Here is a 22,849-nt window from a genome sequence, read left to right as displayed (position 1 = left end):
CACCATGACCCACGCCACTGCGACGGACACCCGTGAACTCATCGTCGAGTCCGCCTACGCCTGCTTCCGCAAGCAGGGGCTGCAGAAGGTGACAATCGTCGACATCGCCAGGGCCGCAAGGGTATCCCGCAGCACGGTCTATGAGTACTTCCGCGATAAGGCCGCGATCGTCGAGGCGTGCGCCGAGCACACCTCCGAGCAGTTCTATCGGCAGATGTCCACCGCGATGGATCGCGGCGGATCCTTGGAGGACAAGCTGGCCCGCGCAGCCGTATTCGTCACGCAGGTAAGGCGAGCCATCGCCTCGGAGAAGTACTTCGACGAAGAAGCGGTCAGCCTGTTGTTGACCAAGGACGCCGCGGTGTTGCTCCGCGAGTGCGTCGACTTCCTGGCGCCGCACCTGGCCGCCGCCAAACTCACCGGCGAGGTGCGCAAAGACCTCGACGTGCGAGCCGGCGGCGAATGGTTCGCGCGAATCCTGTTCTCGCTGTTCAGCACACCGTCGTCCGCCCTCGACATGGAAGACCCGGACGTGGTGGCGGATTTCGTGCGCGCACACGTCGTGCAGGGTTTCGCCAACGACCGGACCAGGCCACGGCGAGCGCTCATCCAATGACGCGGCAGGGACGTCCGTCGGAGTTGCGTGTGATCAGGTTCGTGTGTTCGAAAGCCGCAAGCCAACCGGACATCGGCCACCAGCCCCAGCGGTCGTAAAAGATTCCGGCGTTACGCATGATGTCGTCGAGATGCTCAACCGGCGGGTCGGATGTGGGATGGAACTGGTGGAATGCGTGCGCCCCGCCGACCCAGCGCATCGGCACCTGCCGCGCCGCGGCGCACTGCGCGAAGTCGGTGTCTTCGCCGCCGTAGCCGCGATACTGCTCGCAGAATCCGCCGATTTCGGTCCACGTTGCGGCGGTGATCGCAAACGAAAGTGACCAGAACAGGGTGTAATCCGTTGTCGCCAGGACATCGCCCTCCCGCGGTGCCGGGCGCGCGGGATGCGGATCGGCCAGCGCTTCCAACCCACCGATCGGATAGCCCCCACGGCCAGGTGGCGCAAGATAGGTGACCGGGCCACACAACAAAGCATGCGCGTGCTGCGGATGGGCCGCAGCGCTGTGGTAGCGACTGATCAATTCCGCGCCAGGGATGCAGTCTACGTCGAGAAAGATCAACAACTCCGCGGACTCTCGTAGCGCGGCGGCTGCACCGCGATTACGGGCACACGCAAGTGGCAGGGGCTCGCCGACGTCCAGGTCGAGAACCGAAGCGCACGAGCCTTCTTCGGCGATGATGTCGCCGGCCTGCGGATCGCCGAGCGCGACCACGATGTGTGCATCAGCCGGTCGGGTGCTTCGCGCCAAACCGTGCAGTTGCCGGCGCAGATGCGAACTTCTGCCCCGCACGATCGTGATGACCGCGGTCCTCAACGGGCAACCGCCGGTGCACAGCGACGCGCCGTCGCCTCGATCGCCGTCGCCGCGCGCGCCGCGGCGCCATCCACCCGCCATCGACTCCACTGCGGATCGCCGGTCAACGTCCGGGCGAGCAGTCCGGGCCATGCCTGCATGACGGGCCAGTCCCTCACGACGGTGGCCAACCGGTAGCGGCGCAGAACCGCCGCGGTGGCTTCCTGTTCGTCGTATGGACGCGGTTGGGGTATGACGACGGCGGGTCGTCGAGACGCTGCGACGTCGGCGACTGCGCCTTGGCCGGCGTGAGTGACGACGATGTCAGCGGCGCAGATCTGTGGCCACGGGTCGGGTACCCAGCTACCGTCGCCGCCGCCGAGTGCCGTCCACGTCGTTCCCGGGCAGGCCCGCGCGCAGCCGTCGAGTGCGACGTCGAAAGCGCCACTGGCACCTCCGAGCACAAGGATTCGCAGTTGGTCCGGAACACCGTCAGAAGACGTGGGGCGACGCCCGTCAAACCGGCTGATGCCGCCGACATAACTCGTCTTGTCGGCGTAAGGGCGCAGCCAGGCCGGAACCCCGAGTTCCTGCGGCCAGGCCGCCACAATGTGATCGGCAAGTCGGTGTGCCAGCAGATGTGGCGCGTCGTCTCGCCTGCCAGGTAGCGCCACGACAATCACGGGTACGCCGAGCAGGCGCACGAACGTCGCGACCTCGACCGACACGTCCGTCACGACGGCACTCGGCAGCGCTTGCCCGACCCAGCGTGCTATCGCGTCCATCCGCGCATGAAAACCTTTGTCGTGGTGAGGAGCCCAGTGCAGCGCGCCGTTCGCAGTCATCCCGCTAGGCCGCTCGCCTTCGTCGTCACGCGGTAGCTTCACGATCGCGGCGAACGGGTGCGGAGCGGGAACGGGCAGGGAGGTCAACGCGGTGACCGGTCGGCTCAGTTGCGCCGCAATGCTCATGGCCCGCGCCAGGTGGCCGAAACCGTGATGGTGAATGTAGTAGCCGATCATGCTTGAACTTGGCATCGATCATCTCCCGATACAGGTCGAGGTAAGTCCGCACCATCGCCTCCGAGGAGCAATGGCGAAGCGCGTGCTCGCGCACGTGCTTCCTCGGCAGTTGCACCGCTTGTTCGACCGCCTGCGCCATGGCGGCGGTATCCCCCGGGGCGACGAGCCGACCTGCTTGGGGCGCAACGAATTCGGGGATACCGCCGCGGTTGAACGCGACGACAGGAGTGCCACAACACATCGCCTCGGCGAGAACCAGACCGTACGGCTCGTCCCACATCGGGGTCACCAACGCCGCCGCGGACTGGCCGACCAGCCGGGCCAGCTGGTCCTGGTCGAGATGACCGACGTAGCGAACCTCACCGCCGATGTGCGGCGCGACTTCTGCGGCGAAATACGTCGGATCCGAGATCGGGCCGGCCAGTACGAGAGACCTGCCGGCCTGCCGCGCCGCCGCGATCGCAAGGTGGGGCGCCTTCTCGGCGGTCATTCTGCCGAACCAGACCAGCGGCCCGCCACCGGGACCCAAAGGCCATCGGCTGCTGTCGATCCCATTGGGCACCACTGTGATCGGGCCCAGCGTTGCGAACCACTCGGCAGCCGTGTGGCAAGAAACCGCGGCGAAACGGGTCTTGAGTCCCACCGAGGCGTCGATCGCGGACTCCAGCCACGGAGTCGGCGGCGTATGAACGGTAGTCAACATCGGGACGGAAAGCAGCGACGCCATCGCCACCGGCAGATAGTGCAGGCTGTGATTGTGGACAATGTCGAAATCATCTCCGGCACTGCCGGAAAGCTGCAGCATCAACGTCAGGTAGGCATGGTGATCTGCCATGAACGTCGCAGCGGGCATCGACGCATCGCTGCGCGCGGCGGCTGACATGTCCAGCGGACGAACGACCAGCGTTTGGCATTCCAGATCCTTGTCGGATCCCGGCGCCGCGAACACCGAAACCGCGTGCCCGAGTCCGGCGAGCGCGCGGGCCAAGTGCCACACATGGGCTTCCAGCCCACCGGCGAAGGGCTGACTGATGGGAAAACGACTGGAGGCGATCAACGCAATACGAAGAGCCGATTTCATCTCAGCAAGCCCCGATAGGTTTCCCGATGGAATTCGGCGATGCCAGAGCGTTCGGCGCGCCGGGCCGGCCAGGTCGCCCGTGGAGCGGGACGTCCGGCTTCCCATGCGCAGTATGCGTCGATCACTGCGCGCTCCAATGAATCGGCATCGAAGCGGTCCTCGTCGAATTCGAATACGCCGCAGGGACGTTGCTGCCCGTAGAAACCGCAACTGGGAGCGATCACCGCGGTACCGAGGTCGAAGCACGCCTCCAGCCAACCCGAATGGCTGCCGAACCGATACGGCAGTACCGACACCGCCAGCGACGACAGGTATTGCCACAGTTCACCGTCGGAGAAGTACGGATGTATCAGCACATCGACGTGTTCGTACCGGTCGTAGGACAGCAGCGCGGCCCCGGCCTCCGGCGCGAACCAGTGATTGGTCGAGTCGAAGATCTCGTCGTGAACGTCGATCTGCAATACCGCGTGCGGCAGGACCGAAAGGATGTCAACGAGTGCCTCCACGATCGGAAACGGGTCCATGTTGGCGCGCAAGCTTTTGGTGTGCAAGCCCACCACAAACCTGTCGCCGGCCTCGCGTGGCTCTTCAATTCGTTTGCGGCACAGAACATGTGGATGTGGCACCACGTGACACTGTCGGCCCCAGCGGTTTCGCACCGCTTCGGCGGCACCGGGTGTCAGGGTGATCAACTTTGATGCGGCCGAGACGAGCACATCCTGCTGGTCAGCGTGTGCTCGCGGGTCGCCGTGATGCGGGTTCCGCAGATCGTGCACCGTGTACACCAGTGGCTTGTCGTGTGCCGCCAGATCCTCGATGACACTCAACAGGCATTCGGGTTCAATCGCGTCGAAGCCGAAGTGCACGTGAAAGACGTCGAATCGATCGTGGTTGACGCCTACCCAACCAGGGTGGAGCATAAGTGGCGGCCACCAACCGCCCGGCACGATCCGCCCGTCGGGGGGAATTGGATCATCCAGTCGCACAACACATTCAGACTTTCCCACGGCGGCTAGATGACGCACGTAGACGTGCGACGCCGGAACGGAGGCAACGCGCAGCACTATGTCCCCTTCGAGGAGCAGGATGTATTAGCGGCTGAGCGAACGCACTCGTCGCGGTGTGTCAACACCCATCCGCAGAAACATTCCTACGGGTCGAAGAATGCGGTAGGGAGTTAATACCCGCTGCCCGATCCATCAAACAAGCGCGAGCACCGGTGGCGCCAACTACGGCTGCAAGATGACTTTGACCGCGCCGTCCTGCTTCTTCTGAAAAATCTCGTACGCGTGCGGGGCGTCATCGAGCGGCAGCACATGGGTCGCGAACGTGTCGACGCCGAGTGGGTCGTCGTCGGTCAGCAGCGGCATGATGTCGTCCGCCCAGCGTTTGACGTTGGCCTGTCCCATCCGCAGCGTCACCTGTTTGTCGAACAGCGTGAGCATCGGCAGCGGATCGGCCATCCCGCCGTAGACGCCGATCAGCGAGATCGTGCCGCCGCGCTTGACGATGTCGATGGCGGAGTAGAGCGCGCTGAGCCGGTCCACACCGGCGGTCTGCATGAGCCGTTTGCCAATCGCGTCCGGCAACAGCCCGGTCGCCGTCTGGGCGAATTTGGCGACCGGTGAGCCGTGCGCCTCCATACCCACCGCGTCGATCACCGACTCCGCGCCACGGCCGTCGGTCAGGTCGTGGATTGCCTCGACGAGACCCGAGCCGGCCTTGCGTAAGTCGATGGTCTGGATGCCGCGAGCCTCGGCGCGGGCGAGTCGCTCGGGAACCAGATCGATGGCGATCACCCGGTAGCCGAGATGGTGGGCAATCCGCGCGGCCATGTCCCCGATCGGGCCCAAGCCGAGCACGGCGACCGTTCCGCCATCGGGGATGTCCGCGTATGCGACCGCCTGCCAGGCCGTCGGTAACACGTCGGACAGGTAGACGAACCGCGAATCCGGTGGCCCCTCAGGCACTTTGATGTGGGTGAACTGCGCCTGCGGCACGCGCAACAACTCGGCCTGGCCGCCGGGGACCGCCCCGTAGAGTTCGGAGTATCCGAACAAGGCGGCCCCCATACTCTGGTCGCGCACCTGCGTCGTCTCGCACTGGGTGTAGAGCTGCTTGTCGCACATATGGCAGCTGCCGCAGGAAATCTGGAACGGGATGACCACGCGGTCACCGACCCGAAGGTCGCCTGTTTCGTCGCCAACATCACGCACGATGCCCATCGGCTCGTGGCCGAGGATGTCACCGGGTTGCATGAACGCACCGAGAACTTCGTAGAGATGGAGATCGGAGCCGCAGATGTTGGTGGATGTCACCTCGATGATGGCGTCGGTGGGTTCTTCGATCTTGGGCTCGGGCACCGACTCGACGCGAACGTCGCGTTTGCCATGCCAGGTGACGGCTTTCATCTACAGGCGGTACCCGTCTGAGCGCTGCCGAAACGCCGAGGTCAGTGGCCGGTGTCGCAGTGACGGCCCGCCGCGCCCGGCTTCGCCGCGCTTGCGACCGGCCGGAATCGCAGTGACGGCCCGCTGCGCCCGGCTTCGCCGCGCTTGCGACCGTCACCGAGACGCGATCAGCCTGTTGCTCACCTAGGACGTCGCCGTCCTGCGCCGCGAATGTGTCGACGTCCAGACGCCGCATCTCGCGGCGCCCAAGTTGACCGGCGAGGTCCGCAGAGACCTCGACGTCACGTCAGCGGGCGAGTGGTTCGCCCGAATCCTGGCTCTCGCTGTCCAGCACACCGTCGTCGATGCTCGACATGGAAGACCCAGACGTCGTTGCCGATTTCGTACGTGCGCACATCGTTCAGAAGTTCGCCAACGATCGTTCAGTGTCACGACGCACAGCCGACGCCCGCTGACGCCGGGCGAACGTCGACGCTGCATTAGCGTTCTTCTCGACGGAAGGAGATCAAAATGGTCTCGACAACCAAGCGTTACGGAATCATCGTCGGCATCGACGGATCGCCGGAATCAGATGCCGCGGTCAATTGGGCCGCGCACGATGCGGCGATCCGCGGCTTACCGCTCACCATTGTGCACGTCGAGAGTCCCGCCGCCGCGACATGGTCGCAGGCTCCCGTCCTCGAAGAATCGCCGGGAGAGCGACAAGACGAGGGCCGCAGCCTGCTCGCACATGCGTCGACGATCGCCCGTGACGCGATTGGCGACACGGCGCAGATACACATCAATGGCGAATTGCTGTCTTCGGCCACCGTCCCGATGCTCGTCGACCAATCCAAAGACGCCGAGCTGATAGTCGTCGGCTCTCGTGGGCGCGGGGCACTGTCCCGCAGTATTCTCGGCTCAGTCAGTTCCGGACTGATTCGGCATGCACATTGTCCCGTCGCGCTGATCCGCGATGCGGATCCGCAGATGCCGTATCCCGCACAGGCTCCCGTACTCGTCGGAATCGACGGCTCAACCTCAGACCTCGCTACCGCATTCGCGTTCGAGGAAGCGTCCCTTCGAAATGTCGACTTGATAGCGCTGCACGCGTGGAATGACGTCGATATGAACGCAATTCCTGGTTACGACTGGTCTCCGACAACGGCCAAAGAAGGGTACCTTCTGACGAAGGCTCTGGCGGGTTGGCGAGAACGCTATCCCGACGTGTCTGCGCACGAGCAACTCGTGTCTGGTCGAGCAGCGCATGCGCTCGTCGATGCATCGGAATCCGCCCAGCTTGTCGTCGTCGGGGGTCACGGAAGTGGTGCCTTCGCCGGCATGCTGTTGGGTTCGGTGAGCAACGCAGTCGTTCAAGCCGTCCACAGGCCGGTGATCGTGGCGCGTCCGTCGTAAGCGCCCCCGGTCACGCCGCGGTCAGTGACCGCCACTGCAGTGACGGCCCGCTGCGCCCGGCTTCGCCGAGTTTGCGACCGTCAGGATCCCGCCAGCGCCCGCATGAAGAACGTCAGGTTGGCCGGCCGCTCGGCCAGCCGCCGCATGAAGTAGCCGTACCACTGGGTGCCAAACGGCACGTAAACGCGGACCCGGTTGCCTGCCGACGCGAGGCGTCGCTGCTCAGGGTCGCGCACGCCGTACAGCATCTGGTATTCGAAATCATCGGTGGTTCGGCCCGTTTCGCGTGCCATCGTGGCCACCGCGTCGATGACCGCCGGATCATGCGAGGCCACCATCGGATACCCGGGCCCGGCCATCAACACCCGAAGGCAGCGCAAATAGGCGGCGGTGACCGCCGCAGCATCCCGATGGGCCACCGACGCCGGTTCGTCGTAGGCGCCCTTGCACAGCCGCACCCTGGCCCCCGACGCGGCGAACTGCTCGCAGTCGCCCAGCGTGCGCCGAAGATAGGCCTGCAACACCACGCCCAGCCACGGGAAGTCGGTGCGCAGATCGGCCGCAATCGACAGCGTCGAATCGGTCGTAGTGTGGTCCTCGGCATCCAGCGTCACCCACGCGCCGATCCGCTCGGCCCGCTCACAGATGCGGTGGGCGTGCGCCAACGCAACCTTCTCGCCGTCGCGATTCAGCGCCTGCCCCAACGCGGACAGCTTCAGCGACACCTCCAGCGGTCGCACGCCGTCACGGGTGGCATCCAGCCGTCGGCCCAGCGCGTCGAGCAGGTCGAGGTAGGAAATCACGGTGGCATCCGCGCCGGCGGCGTCGGTGACCTGCTCGCCCAGATAGTCGATGCTGACCAGGCGGCCTGAATCTCGCAGTGCCGCAGTGCTGTCCAGCACCCGGTCCAGTGTCTCGCCCGGAACGAATCGATCGACCACCTTGCGGGTGACCGTGAACCGTTCCGCGGTGTGCTGCAGGCCGTGTGAGCGGCTGGCGGCTAATATCGCCGGGCGCAGCGTCTTGGAGAACAAGCCGGCCACTAGTCGGCCGCCATGTGCGGGTAACGGTGATCGGTGGCTGGGACGAACGTCTCCTTGATCGAGCGAGCGGACGTCCAGCGCAACAGGTTCAACGCCGATCCGGCTTTGTCATTGGTGCCCGATCCGCGCGAACCGCCGAACGGCTGGCGGCCCACCACCGCCCCGGTCGGCTTGTCGTTGACGTAGAAGTTGCCCGCGGCGAACCGTAGCCGGTTTTGCGCGGCGAGCACGGCGTCGCGATCATCGGCGATCACCGCACCGGTCAGCGCGTAGCGAGATCCGCTGTCGATGAGGTCGAGAACCCGGTCGAAATCGTCGTCGGGGTAGACGTAGACCGACAGCAGCGGACCGAAGTACTCGGTGGAGAATGCCTCGTCCGTCGGGTCGTCGGATAGCAGCACCGTCGGGCGGACGAAATACCCTTCGCTGTCGTCGTATTCGCCGCCGACGGCGATGGTGACCCCGGGCGCGCTTTTCGCGCGCTCGATGGCAGCGACGTTCTTCGCGTATGCCCGTTCATCGATCAGCGCTCCGCCGAAATTTTTTAGGTCGGCGATGTCGCCGAACGGCAGCTCCGCGGTGGCGGCTAAGAAGTCGTCGCCCATCTGCCGCCACACCGAGTGCCCGACGAATGCCCGTGACGCCGCCGAGCACTTCTGGCCCTGGTAGTCGAACGCACCGCGAATCAGTGCGGTGCGCAGCACATCCGGCCGAGCGGAGCGATGAGCCAGCACAAAGTCTTTGCCACCCGTCTCGCCCACCAGTCGCGGATAGCTTTGGTAGCGCTGGATGTTCGCGCCAACCTGTTGCCAGAGGTGCTGAAAGGTCGCCGTCGATCCGGTGAAGTGGATACCGGCCAGCCGCGGATCAGCCAGCGCCACTTCCGATACCGCATAGCCGTCGCCGGTCACCATGTTCACCACGCCGGGCGGCAGCCCGGCCGCCTCCAGCAGTTGCATAGTCAGGTAGGCCGATAAAGTCTGCGTCACCGATGGCTTCCACACCACCGTGTTTCCCATCAACGCCGGCGCGGTGGGCAGGTTCGCCGCAATCGAGGTGAAGTTGAAAGGCGTTATTGCATAGACGAATCCGTCCAACGGGCGGTAGTCGGTGCGATTCCATTCGCCGCGGGTGCTCTGTGGCTGCTGGGCCAGGATCTGACGGGCGAAGTCGACGTTGAATCGCCAGAAGTCCGCCGTCTCGCAGGACGCGTCGATCTCGGACTGATATGCGGTTTTGGATTGCCCCAGCATCGTCGCCGCGGCGATCTTTTCCCGCCACGGGCCGGCCAACAGTTCAGCGGCGCGCAAGAAGATCGCCGCACGCTCGTCGAACGGCGTTGCCGCCCAATCTGTTCGGGCCAAAGACGCGGCCTGGACGGCTGCCGCGGCGTCACGGTGCAAGGCGTTGGTCAGGGTGCCCAGTTTTAAGGAGTGCCGATGCGGCGCCGCGATGTCGATCTGCTGACCGTCGCCCATTCGGTGGGTGCCACCGATGACGTGCGGCAGGTCGACCGGGTGGTCGGCAAGATCGGTGAGCGCGGTCTGCAACCGGGCCCGTTCCGGCGAGTGCGGCGCGTAGTCGTGGATGGGTTCGTTGACGGGCAGTGGAACATCGGTAATCGCGTCCATGACTAAGCATCTCAGTGCGGGGATCAGGTTTTGTTGGCCGATGGGACAAGGTTCAGCTGGTTAGCTAGTAGAATCGGACAACATGCGCATCGATGCCGTGAGTCTCGGCCAGCTGCTGTTGGCCCTGGACACGACGATGGCGAGGTTGGTCGACGCGCCTCGCGGCCTAGACCTGACCGTCGCGTCGGCGTCGCTGATCGATTCTGACGATGTCCGGCTCGGGATGGACCGGGGCGCCGACTCCGCCGACGTGTTCTTTCTGGTCGGCGTCTCCGACGCCGAGGCCCAGCACTGGCTGGACAGAGGTGCCACCGGTCCGGCCGGGCAGCCACCGGTAGCCGTTTTCGCCAAAGAGCCCTCCGATGCTCTGGTCGCCAAGGCGGTCGCCGCAGGGGCCGCACTGGTGGCGGTGGATCCGCGGGCTCGTTGGGAGCGGCTGTACCGGCTGGTCGATCACGTCCTGGAGCACCACGGCACCGCCCCGCACGACTCCGGCACCGACTTGTTCGGCCTCGCGCAGTCGCTGGCCGACCGTATTCACGGCATGGTCAGTGTCGAAGACGAGCAGTCGCATGTGCTGGCCTATTCGGCGTCCAACGACGAGGCCGACGAGTTGCGGCGACTGTCGATCCTGGGTCGCGCCGGGCCGCCCGAGCATCTGACATGGATCGGCCAGTGGGGCATCTTCGACGCGCTGCGCTCCGGCGGCGACGTGGTCCGCGTCGCCGAGCGACCGGAATTGGGACTGCGACCCCGACTGGCTGTCGGCATTCACCAGTCCGCCCGTCGTGCACCGGGTTTCGCCGGCACCATCTGGGTGCAGCAGGGCTCCCGGGCGTTGGCAGACGACGCCGAGGAGGTACTGCGCGGTGCCGCGGTGCTGGCCGCCCGGATCATGTCCCGGCTGACGGCCAGGCCGTCGACCCATGCGCTGCACGCGCAACAGTTGCTCGGCCTGACCGACAGTGGGCCCATCGACATCGACGCGATCGCACGGGAGTTGGGTGTGGTCGCCGACGGTCAAGCCGCACTGGTTGCCTTCGACGACTCGGGCAGCCATGAGCGGCTAACCGACGTCTTGGCACTGAGCGCCAACGCTTTTCGGTCCGATGCGCAGGTGGGATCGCGCGGATCACGGGTGTATGTGTTGTTCCCCCAGACTTCTAAGCGGTCGTCGCTGCAGTCCTGGATTCGCGGCACGATCGGCAGCTTACGCACCGAACTGGGTCTGCAACTGCGAGCGGTGGTCGCCGCGCCGCTACCCGGGCTGGCCAGCCTGGCTTCGGCCCGGACGGAGGTCGATCGTGTGCTGGATAGCGTTGAGCGGCATCCGGATTCCTTCGCAGCGGTGACATCGCTGGCCGAGGCGCGGACCACGGTGCTGCTCGACGAGATCGTCACGATGGTCGGCGCCGACGAGCGACTGGTGGACCCGCGGGTGCGCGAGCTACAGTCCCGCGACCCGGCACTTGCCCAGACGCTTCGGGTGTATCTGGACGAATTCGGCGACGTCGCAGCCGCGGCGTCGCACCTGCATGTGCACCCCAACACCGTGCGCTACCGCGTCCGCAGAATCGAGACGATGCTCACTACATCGTTGGCTGATCCTGATGTGCGGCTACTACTTTCGCTGGGACTGCGGGCCACCGAACGGATGTTGTAAGTGGGTGCGACCCCGCGCAACAGTTATGTTCACCGTGACGGTAATTGGAAGAGTGGCAACAATTTTCCGTCAGCTAAGCTGCGCAGGTGACAGATCGCCCGTCGGCATATCTGGTGTTGGCCTCTCAGCGAAGTGGCAGCACCCTTCTCGTCGAGTCGCTGCGGGCGACCGGTGTGGCCGGCGAGCCGCAGGAGTTTTTCCAGTACCTGCCGTCCACCAGTCAGTCCCCGCAGCCACGCGAATGGTTCGCCGGCATCGATGACGATTCAATTCTGAGCCTGCTCGATCCGCTGGATACCGGCAAGCCCGACCTCGCCCCGCCCGAGATCTGGCGCGACTACATCCGCACGGTCGGCCGGACGCCGAACGGCGTGTGGGGCGGCAAGCTGATGTGGAACCAGACGCCGCTGCTGCTGGACCGCGCCAACGGACTGCCCGATCGATCCGGTGACGGGCTACTGTCCGCGATCCGCGATGTCGTTGGGCAGGACCCACTGCTCGTCTATGTCTACCGGCCGGACGTGATGTCGCAGGCGGTGTCGTTCTGGCGGGCGGTGCAGACCCGAGTCTGGCGCGGCCGGCCCGACCCGATTCGCGACGAGCGCGCGACCTATCACGCCCGCGCCATCGCGCACGTCATCACCATGCTGCGCAACCAGGAAGAGGGCTGGCGAAACTGGTTCGCCGAAGAGGCCGTCACGCCGTTGGAAATTCCCTATCCGTTGTTGTGGCGCAACCTGACTCAGGTCGTCGGTGACATCCTCGAGTCGCTGGGACTCAACCGAGGGCTCGCCCCGGAGCCGGTGCTGGAACGCCAAGCGGATAAACGCTCCGACGAATGGGTAGACCGCTACCGCGAAGACGCCGAAAGAGAGGGCCTGCCGTTATGACCGCCCCTGTGGAAGCTAAGCGCGTCGATGAGCTGCGACTACTGGAGGCCGAAGCGGTGCACATCATCCGCGAAGTGGTCGCCGAGCTGGAGCGCCCGGTCCTGCTGTTCTCGGCCGGCAAGGACTCGATCGTACTACTTCGGCTGGCGGAGAAAGCATTTCGGCCACTGCCTCTGCCCTTCCCGGTGATGCACGTCGACACCGGTCACAACTTTCCCGAGGTGATCGAATTCCGCGACCGGCGCGTCGAAGGCGAGGGCCACAAGCTGATCGTCGCCTCCGTGCAGGAGTCCATCGACAAGGGCCGGGTCCCCGACCCCGGCCGCCACGCGTCGCGCAACCGCGCCCAGACCCGCACGCTGCTCGATGCTCTGGAGGCCGGCGAGTTCGACGCCGCGTTCGGCGGTGCCCGCCGCGACGAGGAGCGGGCTCGCGCCAAAGAACGGATCCTGAGCTTCCGCGACGAGTTCGGCCAGTGGGATCCGCGCGCTCAGCGCCCGGAGCCGTGGTCGCTCTACAACGGCCGTATCAAGAAGGGCGAGCAGGTCCGGGTGTTCCCGCTGAGCAACTGGACCGAGATTGACATCTGGCGTTACCTCGAGCTGGAAGACCTTGAGATACCGTCGATTTACTACGCCCACGAACGCGAGGTATTCGAGCGCGACGGCATTCTGTTGGCGGTCTCGGAGTACACCGAACCGCACAACGACGAGTCCTCTGATGTCGAGTGGGTGCGCTACCGCACGGTGGGCGATCTGACCATCACCGGCGCGGTTCGGTCCAGGGCCACCGATATTGCGGGCGTCATCGGAGAGATCTCCGCGGCCACAGTGTCCGAGCGCGGAGAGACCCGAGCCGACGACCGCACCTCGGTCGCAGCGATGGAAGACCGCAAGCGAGAGGGCTACTTCTGATGAGCGTCAGCGAAGAAGAACGAAGGGGCCTGAGCTGATGAGCGTCAGCGAGCACACCGAGCACGCGAAATTCCATCCGCACGATGGCGTTACGCGACAACTGTTGCGGATCACCACCGCGGGTTCGGTCGACGACGGCAAGAGCACCCTGATCGGGCGGCTTCTGCACGACACCGACAGCCTGCCGCTGGACCACCTGGAAGCCGTCACGGACGAAGAAGGTATCGCCGACCTCGCCGCGCTGTCGGATGGCCTTCGCGCCGAACGCGAACAGGGCATCACCATCGACGTCGCCTACCGGTTCTTCTCCACTGCTACCCGCAGTTACATTCTGGCCGACACGCCTGGCCATGAGCGCTACACCCGTAACATGTTCACCGGGGCCTCGAACGCCCACGTCGCGATTCTCCTGGTCGACGCGCGCGCCGGTGTTCTGCGCCAGACCCGCAGGCACGCCCGGATAGCAAAACTGTTGGGCATCAAACACTTTGTCGCGACGGTGAACAAGATCGACCTGGTCGACTTTGACCAGGCCCGGTTCGCCGAAGTCGAATCCGAGCTGCAGCAGCTGAGCACGCGTCTCGGCGGCCTGGACATCACGGTGATCCCAATCGCCGCCAAGCTCGGCGACAATGTGGTGCACCGCTCCGATAACACCCCGTGGTTTGACGGCCCGGCGCTGCTCGACTACCTGGAAGACGTCGAACTCGCCGCGCCGCATGCCGAACCGAGTCGGCTACGGTTGCCGATCCAGTGGGTCTCCCGCCCGACCGATGACCAGCGCCGCCGCTACACCGGACGGCTCGCCGCCGGCACGCTCAGCGTCGGCGACCCGATCATCTCGCTGCCCGCCGGCACCGAGTCGACGGTGACGACTCTGGACACCCTTGACGACGAACGCTCGACAGGTGTTGCACCGCTGTCGGTTTCGGTGGAGCTCGCCGATGACATCGACGTCGGCCGCGGCGACGTGCTGGTCAGCGGAGCCGACGACGCAGTGCTTCCGGTGCTTGCCCGCGAACTCGATGCGAACGTGTGCTGGTTCGTCGACTCTCCGCTACGAGCCGGCGACCGACTTGCCCTCAAGCAGACCGCCACCACCGTCCGGGCCACGGTTCAGGAATTGCACTCACGGCTGGATCCCGAGACGCTCGACGAAGTCGACAATCCCGTCGAGTTGGAGCTCAACGACATCGGCACTGTGACGCTGCGAACCAGTTCGCTCGTCATCGCCGACAGCTACTCCGACAACCGCGACACCGGCGCGTTCATCCTGATCGACGAAGTCACCAACGACACCATCGGTGCCGGTACCATCATCGAGGCACGCGAGGTCAAGCCGGGTACCCATCCGCGCACCGACATCCGTTGGCACCCTTCGGCGTTGGAACGCAATCATCGGCAGCAGTCCACCGGCCAGGCCGGTGCGACGATCTGGTTCACGGGCCTGCCCGCTTCCGGCAAGTCGACGGTTGCCGTGGCCGTCGAGCGGGCGCTGGTCGAATCCGGCCGGGTCGCTTACCTGCTCGACGGCGACAATTTGCGGCATGGCCTGTCCGACGATCTGGGTTTCTCCCCCGGCGACCGTACCGAAAACATCAGGCGGGTCGGCCATTTGACGCGATTGCTGGCCGATGCGGGGGTGGTGGCGCTGGCTTCGCTGGTCTCGCCGCTGAAGTCGGACCGCGAAACAGCGCGCGCCCTCAGCGATGCCGCCAAGTTGCCATTCATCGAAGTGCACGTCGCCACATCGTTGGAAGAGTGCGAAAAGCGGGATCCCAAAGGTCTTTACAAGCGCGCGCGCAACGGCGAGCTGAAGGGTCTGACGGGTGTCGACGCGCCCTACGAGCCGCCCGATAATGCCGACCTGGTGCTGGACACCGCCGGCGCCGACATCGACGACCTCGCCGCGAAGGTCATCGCCCTGCTGGACGAGCGCAGTCCCCGACCCTCGAGCTAAACCGAAACCCTGGTCTTGGTGTAGATCTCGGCGAGGAACTGTTCGACGGCCACGGCGGCATGACCGGCCCGCACCGAGCCGAAGATATCGAAGGCGTGCTGCGCGAATGGCAGTTCGGCGTAGACGACCGGCTCACGGCTGACTTCGCGAAGACGCTTGCTGAACGCGCGGCCCTGCTGGACGGGAATCAGCGAGTCGTTGCGACCGTGCAATACGAAAAACGGTGGCGCGTCCGGTGATACGTAGCTGATCGGCGACGCGTTGCGGAATGCGTCCGGCACATCGCGTCGCCCTAGCTTGAACACGTACTTGCCCAGCATGGGCGCCATCATTGGATGGACCGCACTTTCCTGGTTGAAGTCGTAGAGACCGTAGAACGGAACCGCGGCGCGCACACTCGTGTCGGCGTCTTCGAAGCCCGGCTGGAACTGCGGGTCGTTTGCGGTAAGCGCGGCCAGCGCGCTCAGGTGGCCACCGGCCGAACCGCCGGTGATCGCCACCCAGTCGGGGTCGCCGCCGTATTCGGCGATGTGTTCCCTGGTCCACGCCAGCGCGCGCTTGACGTCGACGATGTGGTCCGGCCAGGTGGACCGCGGACTGAGCCGATAGTTGATCGCCACACAGACCCAGCCCAACTCGGCCAGATGACTCATCAACGGATACGCCTGTTGCCGTTTGCTTCCCACCATCCAGGCGCCGCCCGGAACCTGCAGCAGCACCGGCGCTTTCCCGCCGCGGTCGAGGTCGGGCCGTCGCCAGATGTCGAGATGATTCCGCGAGCCGTGTTCGCCGTAGCTGATGTCGGTGTCGTGCGCGTAGTTCCCGTAGATGCGCGCCATCCGGACCAGGCCCGGCGACTTGGCCGTGCCCCCACCTTCCGGCCGCTTCCACAGATCACCCGACTCAGTCCGGCGATCGGGACCCAGCCCGGCGTCGAGCGCCGCGCCGAGTGGCTGATTGGCCTGGTGGCCGATGCGGTTCAAGCCGAACAGCCCCAACCACGACAGCGCCGAGACCAGCCAGCTAAATCGACGCATCCCCGGCGAGAGCCTGCGCGTCACCGCAGCCAGCAATGCGATCTGCCCGGCGATCAACTGCAGGGGCAGCTCGGAGGCGAAAACCCCGAAGCTGAAGGCATACACCGACAGGAAGCCGCGCTTGCTCAGCGGCTGATAGCCGTCGGCGGTGATCGCGAGGCCGGCCAAAGACGCGAGCACGGCTGACAGTTTCTTCACGGCCCCCACTTAACCACAGGGGTGATCAAGTAAACGTGCTGTCACTGAAACCACTTGCGTCACTTCGGTTTCGTAGTCGAGAACGGATCGTCGAGGTCCTCGACGCGCTCGAAGCTGACTACAAGCGCGCCCTGGACCTGACGTTCGACGTGCTCACCACGCCGGAACGGCTGGCCGTGTTGGAAAGGTTCGAGGGCTTTCGCCGTCAGCAGCCCGCCGTCGAACACGTGCTGCTCAACCAGCTCGCCGAGCAGGCCAGCGCGATGGAGTTGGGTGGCAAGCTGGCGGCGGCGTTGGCTGACCGGTTGCGGATCAGCCGCGCCGAAGCCTCCCGCCGCATCCACGAAGCCGCCGATCTCGGTGAGCGGCGGGCGCTCAACGGCGAACCCCTGCCGCCGGTGCTGGAGGCCACCGCCGCCGCGCAACGCAACGGCGAGCTCGGTGCCGGTCACGTCGCGGTGATCCGCAGTTTCTTCCATCGGCTGCCCGATTTCGTCGACGTCGAGACCCGGAGCAAAGCTGAGGCGCAGTTGGCGCGGCTGAGTTTGGAGCATCGCCCCGACGAATTGGCCAAACTGGCCGACAAGCTCATGGACTGCCTCAACCCCGACGGCGACTTCACCGATGTGGACCGCGCCAAACGCCGCGGCCTGACCATCGGCACCCAAGACATCGACGGCATGTCCCCGATCAGCGGATGGCTGACTCCCGAGGCCCGCGCGACCATCGACGCCGTCTTCGCCAAACTCGCCGCCCCCGGCATGTGCAACCCCGACGATCACGAACCCTGCATCAGCGGGACACCGTCACAGGCCGCCATCCAGGGCGACACCCGCAGCCACGCCCAGCGCAACCACGACGCCCTGCTGGCCGCCGCCCGCGCGCTGCTGGCCTCCGGTGGGCTCGGCCAACACAATGGGCTACCCGCCTCCCTCATCGTCACCACCACCCTGCAGGAGTTGGAGGCCGGCGCCGGGCGTGGGCTGACCGGCGGCGGCACGCTGTTGCCGATGTCCGATGTCATCCGGCTCGGCTCGCACGCCCATCACTATCTGGCGATCTTCGACCACGGCAAAGCTTTGGCGCTGTATCACACCAAACGCCTGGCCTCACCAGCCCAGCGAATAGTCCTCTACGCCAAAGACCGTGGCTGCACCTTCCCCGGCTGCACCATCCCGGCTTACCTGTGCGAGGTCCACCACTGCGACCCCTACCGGACCAACCCGGTCACCGACATCAACCAACTCACCCTCACCTGCCACCCCAACCACGACCTCACCGAACAAGGCTGGACCACCCGCAAAAACAGCCGCGGCGACACCGAATGGATCCCCCCACCACACCTCGACCACGGACAGTCGCGGGTCAACACCTACCACCACCCCGAAAAACTCCTACAGGACGACGACGACGACGGGCCATAGCCCTTGCCGACGCACTTTCGGCGGGCATACCGTTCCCCCATGACCGGCACCACCCAGCGGCGGGATCCGCGGATCGTCATCGTCGGCGCGGGCATGTCCGGGATCGCCGCGGCTCACGTACTGAAGCAGGCCGGCTTCACCGACTTCACCATCCTGGAGAAGGGTTCTGACGTCGGCGGCGTCTGGCACTGGAACCGCTACCCGGGCCTGCGGTGCGACGTGCCGTCGTACGGCTACCAATTCGCGTTCGCGCCCAAGCCGGACTGGACCCACGTGTGGGCGACCGGCGACGAGATTCAGCGCTACCACCGCGACCTGATCGACGAGCTGCGGCTGAGCTCGCATCTGCGGCTCGGCCGCGAAGTCACCGAAGCGGTCTTCGCCGACAACCAATGGCGGGTGCGGACCGCGGACGGCGAGCAGATCGAGGCGGACTTCGTCATCGCCGCGACCGGAGTCCTGCATCACCCGTCCATTCCGGACATTCCCGGGCTCGACTCCTTCTCCGGTCCGGTGGTGCACACCGCGCGCTGGACCGACATCGATACGCGCAGCAAACGAGTCGCCGTCATCGGAGCCGGTTCGACTGGGGTGCAAGTATTTTCAGCACTGCAGCCCGAGGCGGCGCACATCACCCATTTCGCCCGCACACCACAGTGGGTGATGTGGATGCCGATGCGGATGCCGCAGCCACGCATCGTCAGCCGGATACTGCGCAGGTTGCCCAGGCAGGACAAGACGGTCCGGCTCTCACAATTCATCGGCTCCGACTACCTTGTCGACCTGGTCATCCGGCCCACCTGGCGACGCCGGGCGGCCCAGCGCTACGGGTCGATGTGCCTACGAGCGCTGGTGCGGGACAAGGAACTTCGCGCCAAGCTCACTCCCGACTACCAGCCGTTCTGCAAGCGTCAGGTGCTCTCCGGCGACTACTACCGGCGAATCGCCAAGCCCAACGCCAGCTTCGTCAGCGAGCCGATCACCGAGATCACCAAGACGGGCGTGCGCACCGCCGACGGCGTGCACCATAACCTCGACGCGATCGTGCTCGCCACCGGATTCGAAGCGCACAACTACATGCGGCCGATGGCACTGCGCGGCCGCGGCGGCCTGTCGATCGACGACGCCTGGGCCAAAGGCCCACGGGCCTGGGGTATGACGGCGATCCCCGGATTCCCAAACCTGTTCATGGTGCTGGGCCCCAACTCGCCCACCGGATCCATCTCGCTGCAGCACGTCGCCGAGTTGACGGCGCGCTATATCACCATGTGGCTGAACCGGTTTCGCGACGGCGAGATCACCGCCGTCGAGGTCACCGACGAGGCGGCCGACCGCTTCGCCGAGGACATCGCCGACGGAATGGTTCCGACGGTGTGGAACACCGGCTGCAACTCCTGGTATTTCTCCGACGACAACCACATCGACCTGTGGCCGTTCGACCGAAAACGCCTGACCCGCATGCTCACTCAGCCGCACGACGACGACTGCATCCTCACCCGATAGCCGGCACTGCGGCCGCGATCTGTGCCGCCAACCGAGCGTTGGACAACACCAGCGCGATGTTGGCCGCCAGCGACACACCGTGCGTCTCCCGATGGAAAAAGTCGAGCAGAAACGGTGTGACGTCCTTGCCTCGCACGCCTTGGGCCCGGGCAGCGGCATGCGCGTCGGCCAGCACCCGGTCGTGCAGCGCGCGGTCCATCTCGTCGGCCGGCGCGATCGGGTTGGCCAACACCAGGCCGTAGCTGTCGGTGCCCAACCGGCGACGAGCCCGCAGCACCTCGGCGACCTGCTGCGGCGTCTCCACCCGCCAGCCCACCGGGTGACCGGAGTCGGCAAGATAGAAACCGGGAAAGCGATCGGTCCGGTATCCGATCACCCCGACGTTGAGCGACTCCAACCGTTCCAGGGTGGCCCCGACATCGAGGATCGACTTCACCCCGGCGCAGACCACCAGCACGCCGGTCCGCGATAGCGTCATCAGATCCGCGGACTCGTCCCAGCTGTCGCGCGCGTCGCGATGAACACCGCCCAGCCCACCGGTAGCGAACACCGAAATGCCCACCGCCGCAGCCAAATGCGCGGTCGAAGCCACCGTCGTCGCGCCGTCGCCGCCGCGGGCCGCGACCATCGCCACATCGCGAACGCTCGCCTTCACCACGGTGTCGCTTTTCGCGATGTGCCGCAGCGCCTCGTCGTCGAGCCCGATGTGTGGCTCGCCCGCGATGATGGCGATCGTCGCGGGCACCGCCCCGCCGGCGCGCACGGCCGCCTCGATCTCGCGCGCGACGCGTAGGTTGTCCGGCCGCGGCAGACCGTGGCTGATGATGGTGCTTTCCAGGGCGACGACCGGCCGACCGGCGGCCAGTGCGTCAGCGACCTCGGGATGCACGTGCACGGGTCGACCCTAAAGCCTAGGACTCCTCGGGCGTCTCGATCACCGAGTACTGCGGGTCCTCGATCGACACCGGCTTGTTGCCACTCTGACTCGCTTTACCGGTCACCCGCAGGACCTGACCCGGTTGGATATCGTCGCCGCTACCGGGCTGGAACGTGCAACGCACCTCGCCGCTGTCATCGCCGACGACGATCCAGCGGAACGTTTTTCCCCGTTTGGTGATGTCCTCGACCTGACTGACCCGACCTTCGACCGTGGCGCGGCGACCTGGAATCAAGCCGTCCACCTGAATCACCGACGCGGATTTCTCGGGGTGCTCGTAGTCGTCTGCGGGATCCTCCTGGCCCCGCCAGATCCGCATCTCGATCTGCTCGAACTTGGTGGCGACGCGTTGCTCCAGGATGTCCGGGTATGCCTGGCGGATCCGCGACTGCACGTCGTACGGAACGATGGTGGCCGCGGCGTCCGGAATTCGGCTGACCGCCTTCGAGATCTTGTCCGCGGTCCGGTCGTGCAACAGCCGCCCCAGCAGCGGCGCGTAAGTTCGTCGCGGCAGCAGCACCGAAACGTGCGAATCGCGATGTTCCTTGAGGGACTTCACCGCCAGCATCTGCACGGCGCGGACGATCTGGCGGTCAGGGCAGTCGATCACCCGTAGCCGGGTGTCGAGATCGAAGCTATCCCACCGATCTCGCAGTGCCGCAGCGTGATCCGAGTCGATCATGAAGTGCACCGCGATCAAGTCGTCGGCGCGCAGACCCTTGCCGTAGCGCAGCGCTTCGAGCACCGCGAGGTCCAGCGAGTTGACGCAGACGAACACCCGATGTCGCGCGTATTTGGTCATCTGTGGGCGGTCGGTTCGAAAACCCTCGAGAATCGCCGACTCAGCCCGGTATTCGCGGTTGAGCCGAATCAGCCCGAACACCAATATCGGGAAGACCACCACGACCAGCCAGGCGCCCTCGGTGAACTTGGCGACAGCGAAAATTCCCACCACGATCGTCGAGAGCACCGCCGCGGAGAAGTTGACCGCCAGCCGGTACTGCCAACCCCGTTCGCGTTCGGTCAGATGATGTTTGGACATTCCGTAGCCGGCCATCGAGAAGCCGGTGAACACCCCGATGGCGTAGAACGGCACCAGCGCGTTGACCGATCCGCCGGTGAACACCAGCAACGCGATCGACAGCGTGGCGAGCGTGAGAATGCCGTTGGAGAACACCAGCCGATAACCGCGTTGCATCAGCTGGCGCGGCAGGAAGCGGTCCTCGGCAACGAAACTCGCCAACGCGGGGAAGCCGTTGAAGCTGGTGTTGGCGCCGGTGTACAGGATGGCCGCGGTCGATATCTGGACCAGGACGTACATGCTGTTGCCGATGACCCCGTTGCCGAACACCGCGCGTGCGATCTGCGACAGCACCGACGGGTATTCACTCAGATAGGGCGCGGCATGGGTGGCGTACGCGAGATAGCCGACCCCGGCCAGCAGCACACCGAGAATGCAAGCCATCGTCGTGAGAACCCGCCGCGCGTTGACGCTCTGCGGCTTGCGAAACACGTTGACGGTGTTGGAGATCGCCTCCACGCCGGTCAGCGACGAGCCACCGTTGGCGAACGCCCGCAGCAGCACCAGCACGGTGGCGCCCATCACCAGCCCGCTGCTGTGATGCACCGGCACGGCGCCGGCGGCGTGGCCCGGGTCGTAATGCGGCAGGCCCCAGACCAGGTGGCGCACAACACCGGTCACGATCATCGCCGCAACCATGACCACGAAGAAGTACGTGGCGAACGCGAAAGGCTTTCCGGCTTCTTGCAATCCGCGCAGGTTCGCGTAGCAGATCAGCAGCACCACCCCGACGGTGATCGCCAAGCTGTAGGGCCCGACAGCGGGCACCGCCGAGGCCACCGCCACCGTGCCCGCCGCGGATTGCACGGCGACCGTGACGATGTAGTCGATCAGCAGAGCCGCGGCGGCGACCTGTGCCACCTTGGGTCCGAAGTTCTCCCGCGCCACGATGTAGGAGCCGCCGGCCTTGGTGTAGGCCATCACGACCTGTCGGTACGACGCGGTCACCAGTAACAGGATCAGCAGAATGACGCCCATGATGGGCAGCAGCAGAACGAACGCAGCCAGCCCGGCGTGCGGCAGCAGCTCGGTCAGGATCTGCTCGGGGCCGTATGCGGTGGACGAGATCGCGTCAGGTGACAGTGCGCCTAGCGCAACAGGATTCGAGAGCCGCTCATTGGACAACTCCTGCGTGATGAGCGGCTTGCCCAAGAAGACGCGTTTGCACACGTCAGCGAAGGACGGGGGTACTTCCTGTTCGTCGTCGGCTGACGTTGTCACGACCCGCTCGGCCGGTTCTACGCGAG

The 22,849-nt window shown here is 65.6% G+C and carries 18 protein-coding genes and 1 pseudogene; 9 read left to right on the top strand and 10 right to left on the bottom strand.

From position 1 onward, the window contains the following. The first annotated feature begins 4 nt into the window (after positions 1–4). On the top strand, positions 5–616 hold the full coding sequence (locus tag ACQY5A_RS14850) for a TetR/AcrR family transcriptional regulator (RefSeq protein ID WP_428341087.1): 612 nt from the start codon (positions 5–7) through the stop codon (positions 614–616). Here the strand turns inward: ACQY5A_RS14850 and ACQY5A_RS14845 are convergent. The 5 genes from ACQY5A_RS14845 to ACQY5A_RS14825 all read right to left on the bottom strand — a co-directional run bounded on the left by ACQY5A_RS14845 (position 606) and on the right by ACQY5A_RS14825 (position 5,926). Next, entirely contained in the window at positions 606–1,433 is an 828-nt protein-coding gene (locus ACQY5A_RS14845) for a glycosyltransferase family 2 protein (protein ID WP_428341086.1), read from the bottom strand. The genes ACQY5A_RS14850 and ACQY5A_RS14845 overlap by 11 nt on opposite strands. Continuing rightward, complete coding sequence (locus ACQY5A_RS14840; protein WP_428341085.1) at positions 1,430–2,383, bottom strand: glycosyltransferase; 954 nt, start codon at positions 2,381–2,383, stop codon at positions 1,430–1,432. The genes ACQY5A_RS14845 and ACQY5A_RS14840 overlap by 4 nt, the downstream gene beginning before the upstream one ends. After that, positions 2,283–3,515 carry a glycosyltransferase family 4 protein gene (locus tag ACQY5A_RS14835; RefSeq protein ID WP_428341084.1) on the bottom strand — a complete coding sequence of 411 codons (1,233 nt, stop codon included), beginning with the start codon at positions 3,513–3,515 and terminating at the stop codon, positions 2,283–2,285. The genes ACQY5A_RS14840 and ACQY5A_RS14835 overlap by 101 nt, the downstream gene beginning before the upstream one ends. Next, a complete protein-coding gene (locus tag ACQY5A_RS14830) occupies positions 3,512–4,579 on the bottom strand; it encodes a glycosyltransferase family 1 protein (RefSeq protein ID WP_428341083.1) in 1,068 nt (355 codons plus the stop codon). The genes ACQY5A_RS14835 and ACQY5A_RS14830 overlap by 4 nt, the downstream gene beginning before the upstream one ends. A gap of 165 nt (positions 4,580–4,744) precedes the next feature. Beyond that, positions 4,745–5,926 (bottom strand): zinc-dependent alcohol dehydrogenase, encoded by a 1,182-nt coding sequence (locus ACQY5A_RS14825; RefSeq protein ID WP_428341082.1) that lies wholly within the window; start codon positions 5,924–5,926, stop codon positions 4,745–4,747. A gap of 88 nt (positions 5,927–6,014) precedes the next feature. On the opposite strand from ACQY5A_RS14825, the pseudogene ACQY5A_RS14820 reads away from it, so the two are divergent. Beyond that, positions 6,015–6,381 (top strand): annotated as a pseudogene (locus ACQY5A_RS14820) (TetR/AcrR family transcriptional regulator); the annotation flags it as partial. 55 nt (positions 6,382–6,436) lie between these two features. Then, the gene (locus ACQY5A_RS14815; protein WP_428341081.1) at positions 6,437–7,321 is read left to right on the top strand and encodes a universal stress protein; all 885 of its coding nucleotides are present in this window, start codon (positions 6,437–6,439) and stop codon (positions 7,319–7,321) included. Between the two features lie 80 nt (positions 7,322–7,401). Here the strand turns inward: ACQY5A_RS14815 and ACQY5A_RS14810 are convergent, their stop codons facing one another. After that, positions 7,402–8,364 (bottom strand): proline dehydrogenase family protein, encoded by a 963-nt coding sequence (locus ACQY5A_RS14810; RefSeq protein ID WP_428341080.1) that lies wholly within the window; start codon positions 8,362–8,364, stop codon positions 7,402–7,404. Further along, the gene (gene pruA, locus ACQY5A_RS14805; RefSeq protein ID WP_428341079.1) at positions 8,364–9,995 is read right to left on the bottom strand and encodes an L-glutamate gamma-semialdehyde dehydrogenase; all 1,632 of its coding nucleotides are present in this window, start codon (positions 9,993–9,995) and stop codon (positions 8,364–8,366) included. The genes ACQY5A_RS14810 and pruA overlap by 1 nt, the downstream gene beginning before the upstream one ends. A gap of 82 nt (positions 9,996–10,077) precedes the next feature. Here pruA and ACQY5A_RS14800 point away from each other — a divergent pair, with 82 nt between their 5' ends. From ACQY5A_RS14800 to cysC, 4 genes are all read left to right on the top strand, one after another. After that, positions 10,078–11,658 (top strand): PucR family transcriptional regulator, encoded by a 1,581-nt coding sequence (locus tag ACQY5A_RS14800; protein ID WP_428341078.1) that lies wholly within the window; start codon positions 10,078–10,080, stop codon positions 11,656–11,658. Between the two features lie 86 nt (positions 11,659–11,744). After that, positions 11,745–12,548 carry a trehalose 2-sulfotransferase gene (stf0, locus tag ACQY5A_RS14795; RefSeq protein WP_428341077.1) on the top strand — a complete coding sequence of 268 codons (804 nt, stop codon included), beginning with the start codon at positions 11,745–11,747 and terminating at the stop codon, positions 12,546–12,548. Continuing rightward, positions 12,545–13,462 carry a sulfate adenylyltransferase subunit CysD gene (gene cysD / locus ACQY5A_RS14790; protein ID WP_428341076.1) on the top strand — a complete coding sequence of 306 codons (918 nt, stop codon included), beginning with the start codon at positions 12,545–12,547 and terminating at the stop codon, positions 13,460–13,462. The genes stf0 and cysD overlap by 4 nt, the downstream gene beginning before the upstream one ends. A gap of 37 nt (positions 13,463–13,499) precedes the next feature. Beyond that, positions 13,500–15,422, top strand: a complete 1,923-nt coding sequence (gene cysC / locus ACQY5A_RS14785) for an adenylyl-sulfate kinase (protein WP_428341075.1) — start codon at positions 13,500–13,502, stop codon at positions 15,420–15,422. On the opposite strand, the gene ACQY5A_RS14780 is transcribed toward cysC, so the two are convergent. Beyond that, positions 15,419–16,666 carry an alpha/beta hydrolase fold domain-containing protein gene (locus ACQY5A_RS14780; protein WP_428341074.1) on the bottom strand — a complete coding sequence of 416 codons (1,248 nt, stop codon included), beginning with the start codon at positions 16,664–16,666 and terminating at the stop codon, positions 15,419–15,421. The genes cysC and ACQY5A_RS14780 overlap by 4 nt on opposite strands. 26 nt (positions 16,667–16,692) lie before the next feature. Here ACQY5A_RS14780 and ACQY5A_RS14775 point away from each other — a divergent pair, with 26 nt between their 5' ends. After that, on the top strand, positions 16,693–18,081 hold the full coding sequence (locus ACQY5A_RS14775; RefSeq protein ID WP_428341073.1) for an HNH endonuclease signature motif containing protein: 1,389 nt from the start codon (positions 16,693–16,695) through the stop codon (positions 18,079–18,081). Between the two features lie 39 nt (positions 18,082–18,120). Then, a complete protein-coding gene (locus ACQY5A_RS14770) occupies positions 18,121–19,584 on the top strand; it encodes a flavin-containing monooxygenase (protein WP_428341072.1) in 1,464 nt (487 codons plus the stop codon). Here the strand turns inward: ACQY5A_RS14770 and ACQY5A_RS14765 are convergent. After that, positions 19,574–20,479, bottom strand: a complete 906-nt coding sequence (locus tag ACQY5A_RS14765; RefSeq protein ID WP_428341071.1) for a pseudouridine-5'-phosphate glycosidase — start codon at positions 20,477–20,479, stop codon at positions 19,574–19,576. The genes ACQY5A_RS14770 and ACQY5A_RS14765 overlap by 11 nt on opposite strands. Positions 20,480–20,495: 16 nt before the next feature. Continuing rightward, complete coding sequence (locus ACQY5A_RS14760; protein WP_428341070.1) at positions 20,496–22,823, bottom strand: amino acid permease; 2,328 nt, start codon at positions 22,821–22,823, stop codon at positions 20,496–20,498. Between the last annotated feature and the right edge of the window lie 26 nt (positions 22,824–22,849).

Source organism: Mycobacterium sp., from assembly GCF_965277065.1.
GTDB lineage: Bacteria > Actinomycetota > Actinomycetes > Mycobacteriales > Mycobacteriaceae > Mycobacterium.
Note: the sequence above shows the minus strand (reverse complement) of the source record. Positions and strands in the feature narration are given on the sequence as shown.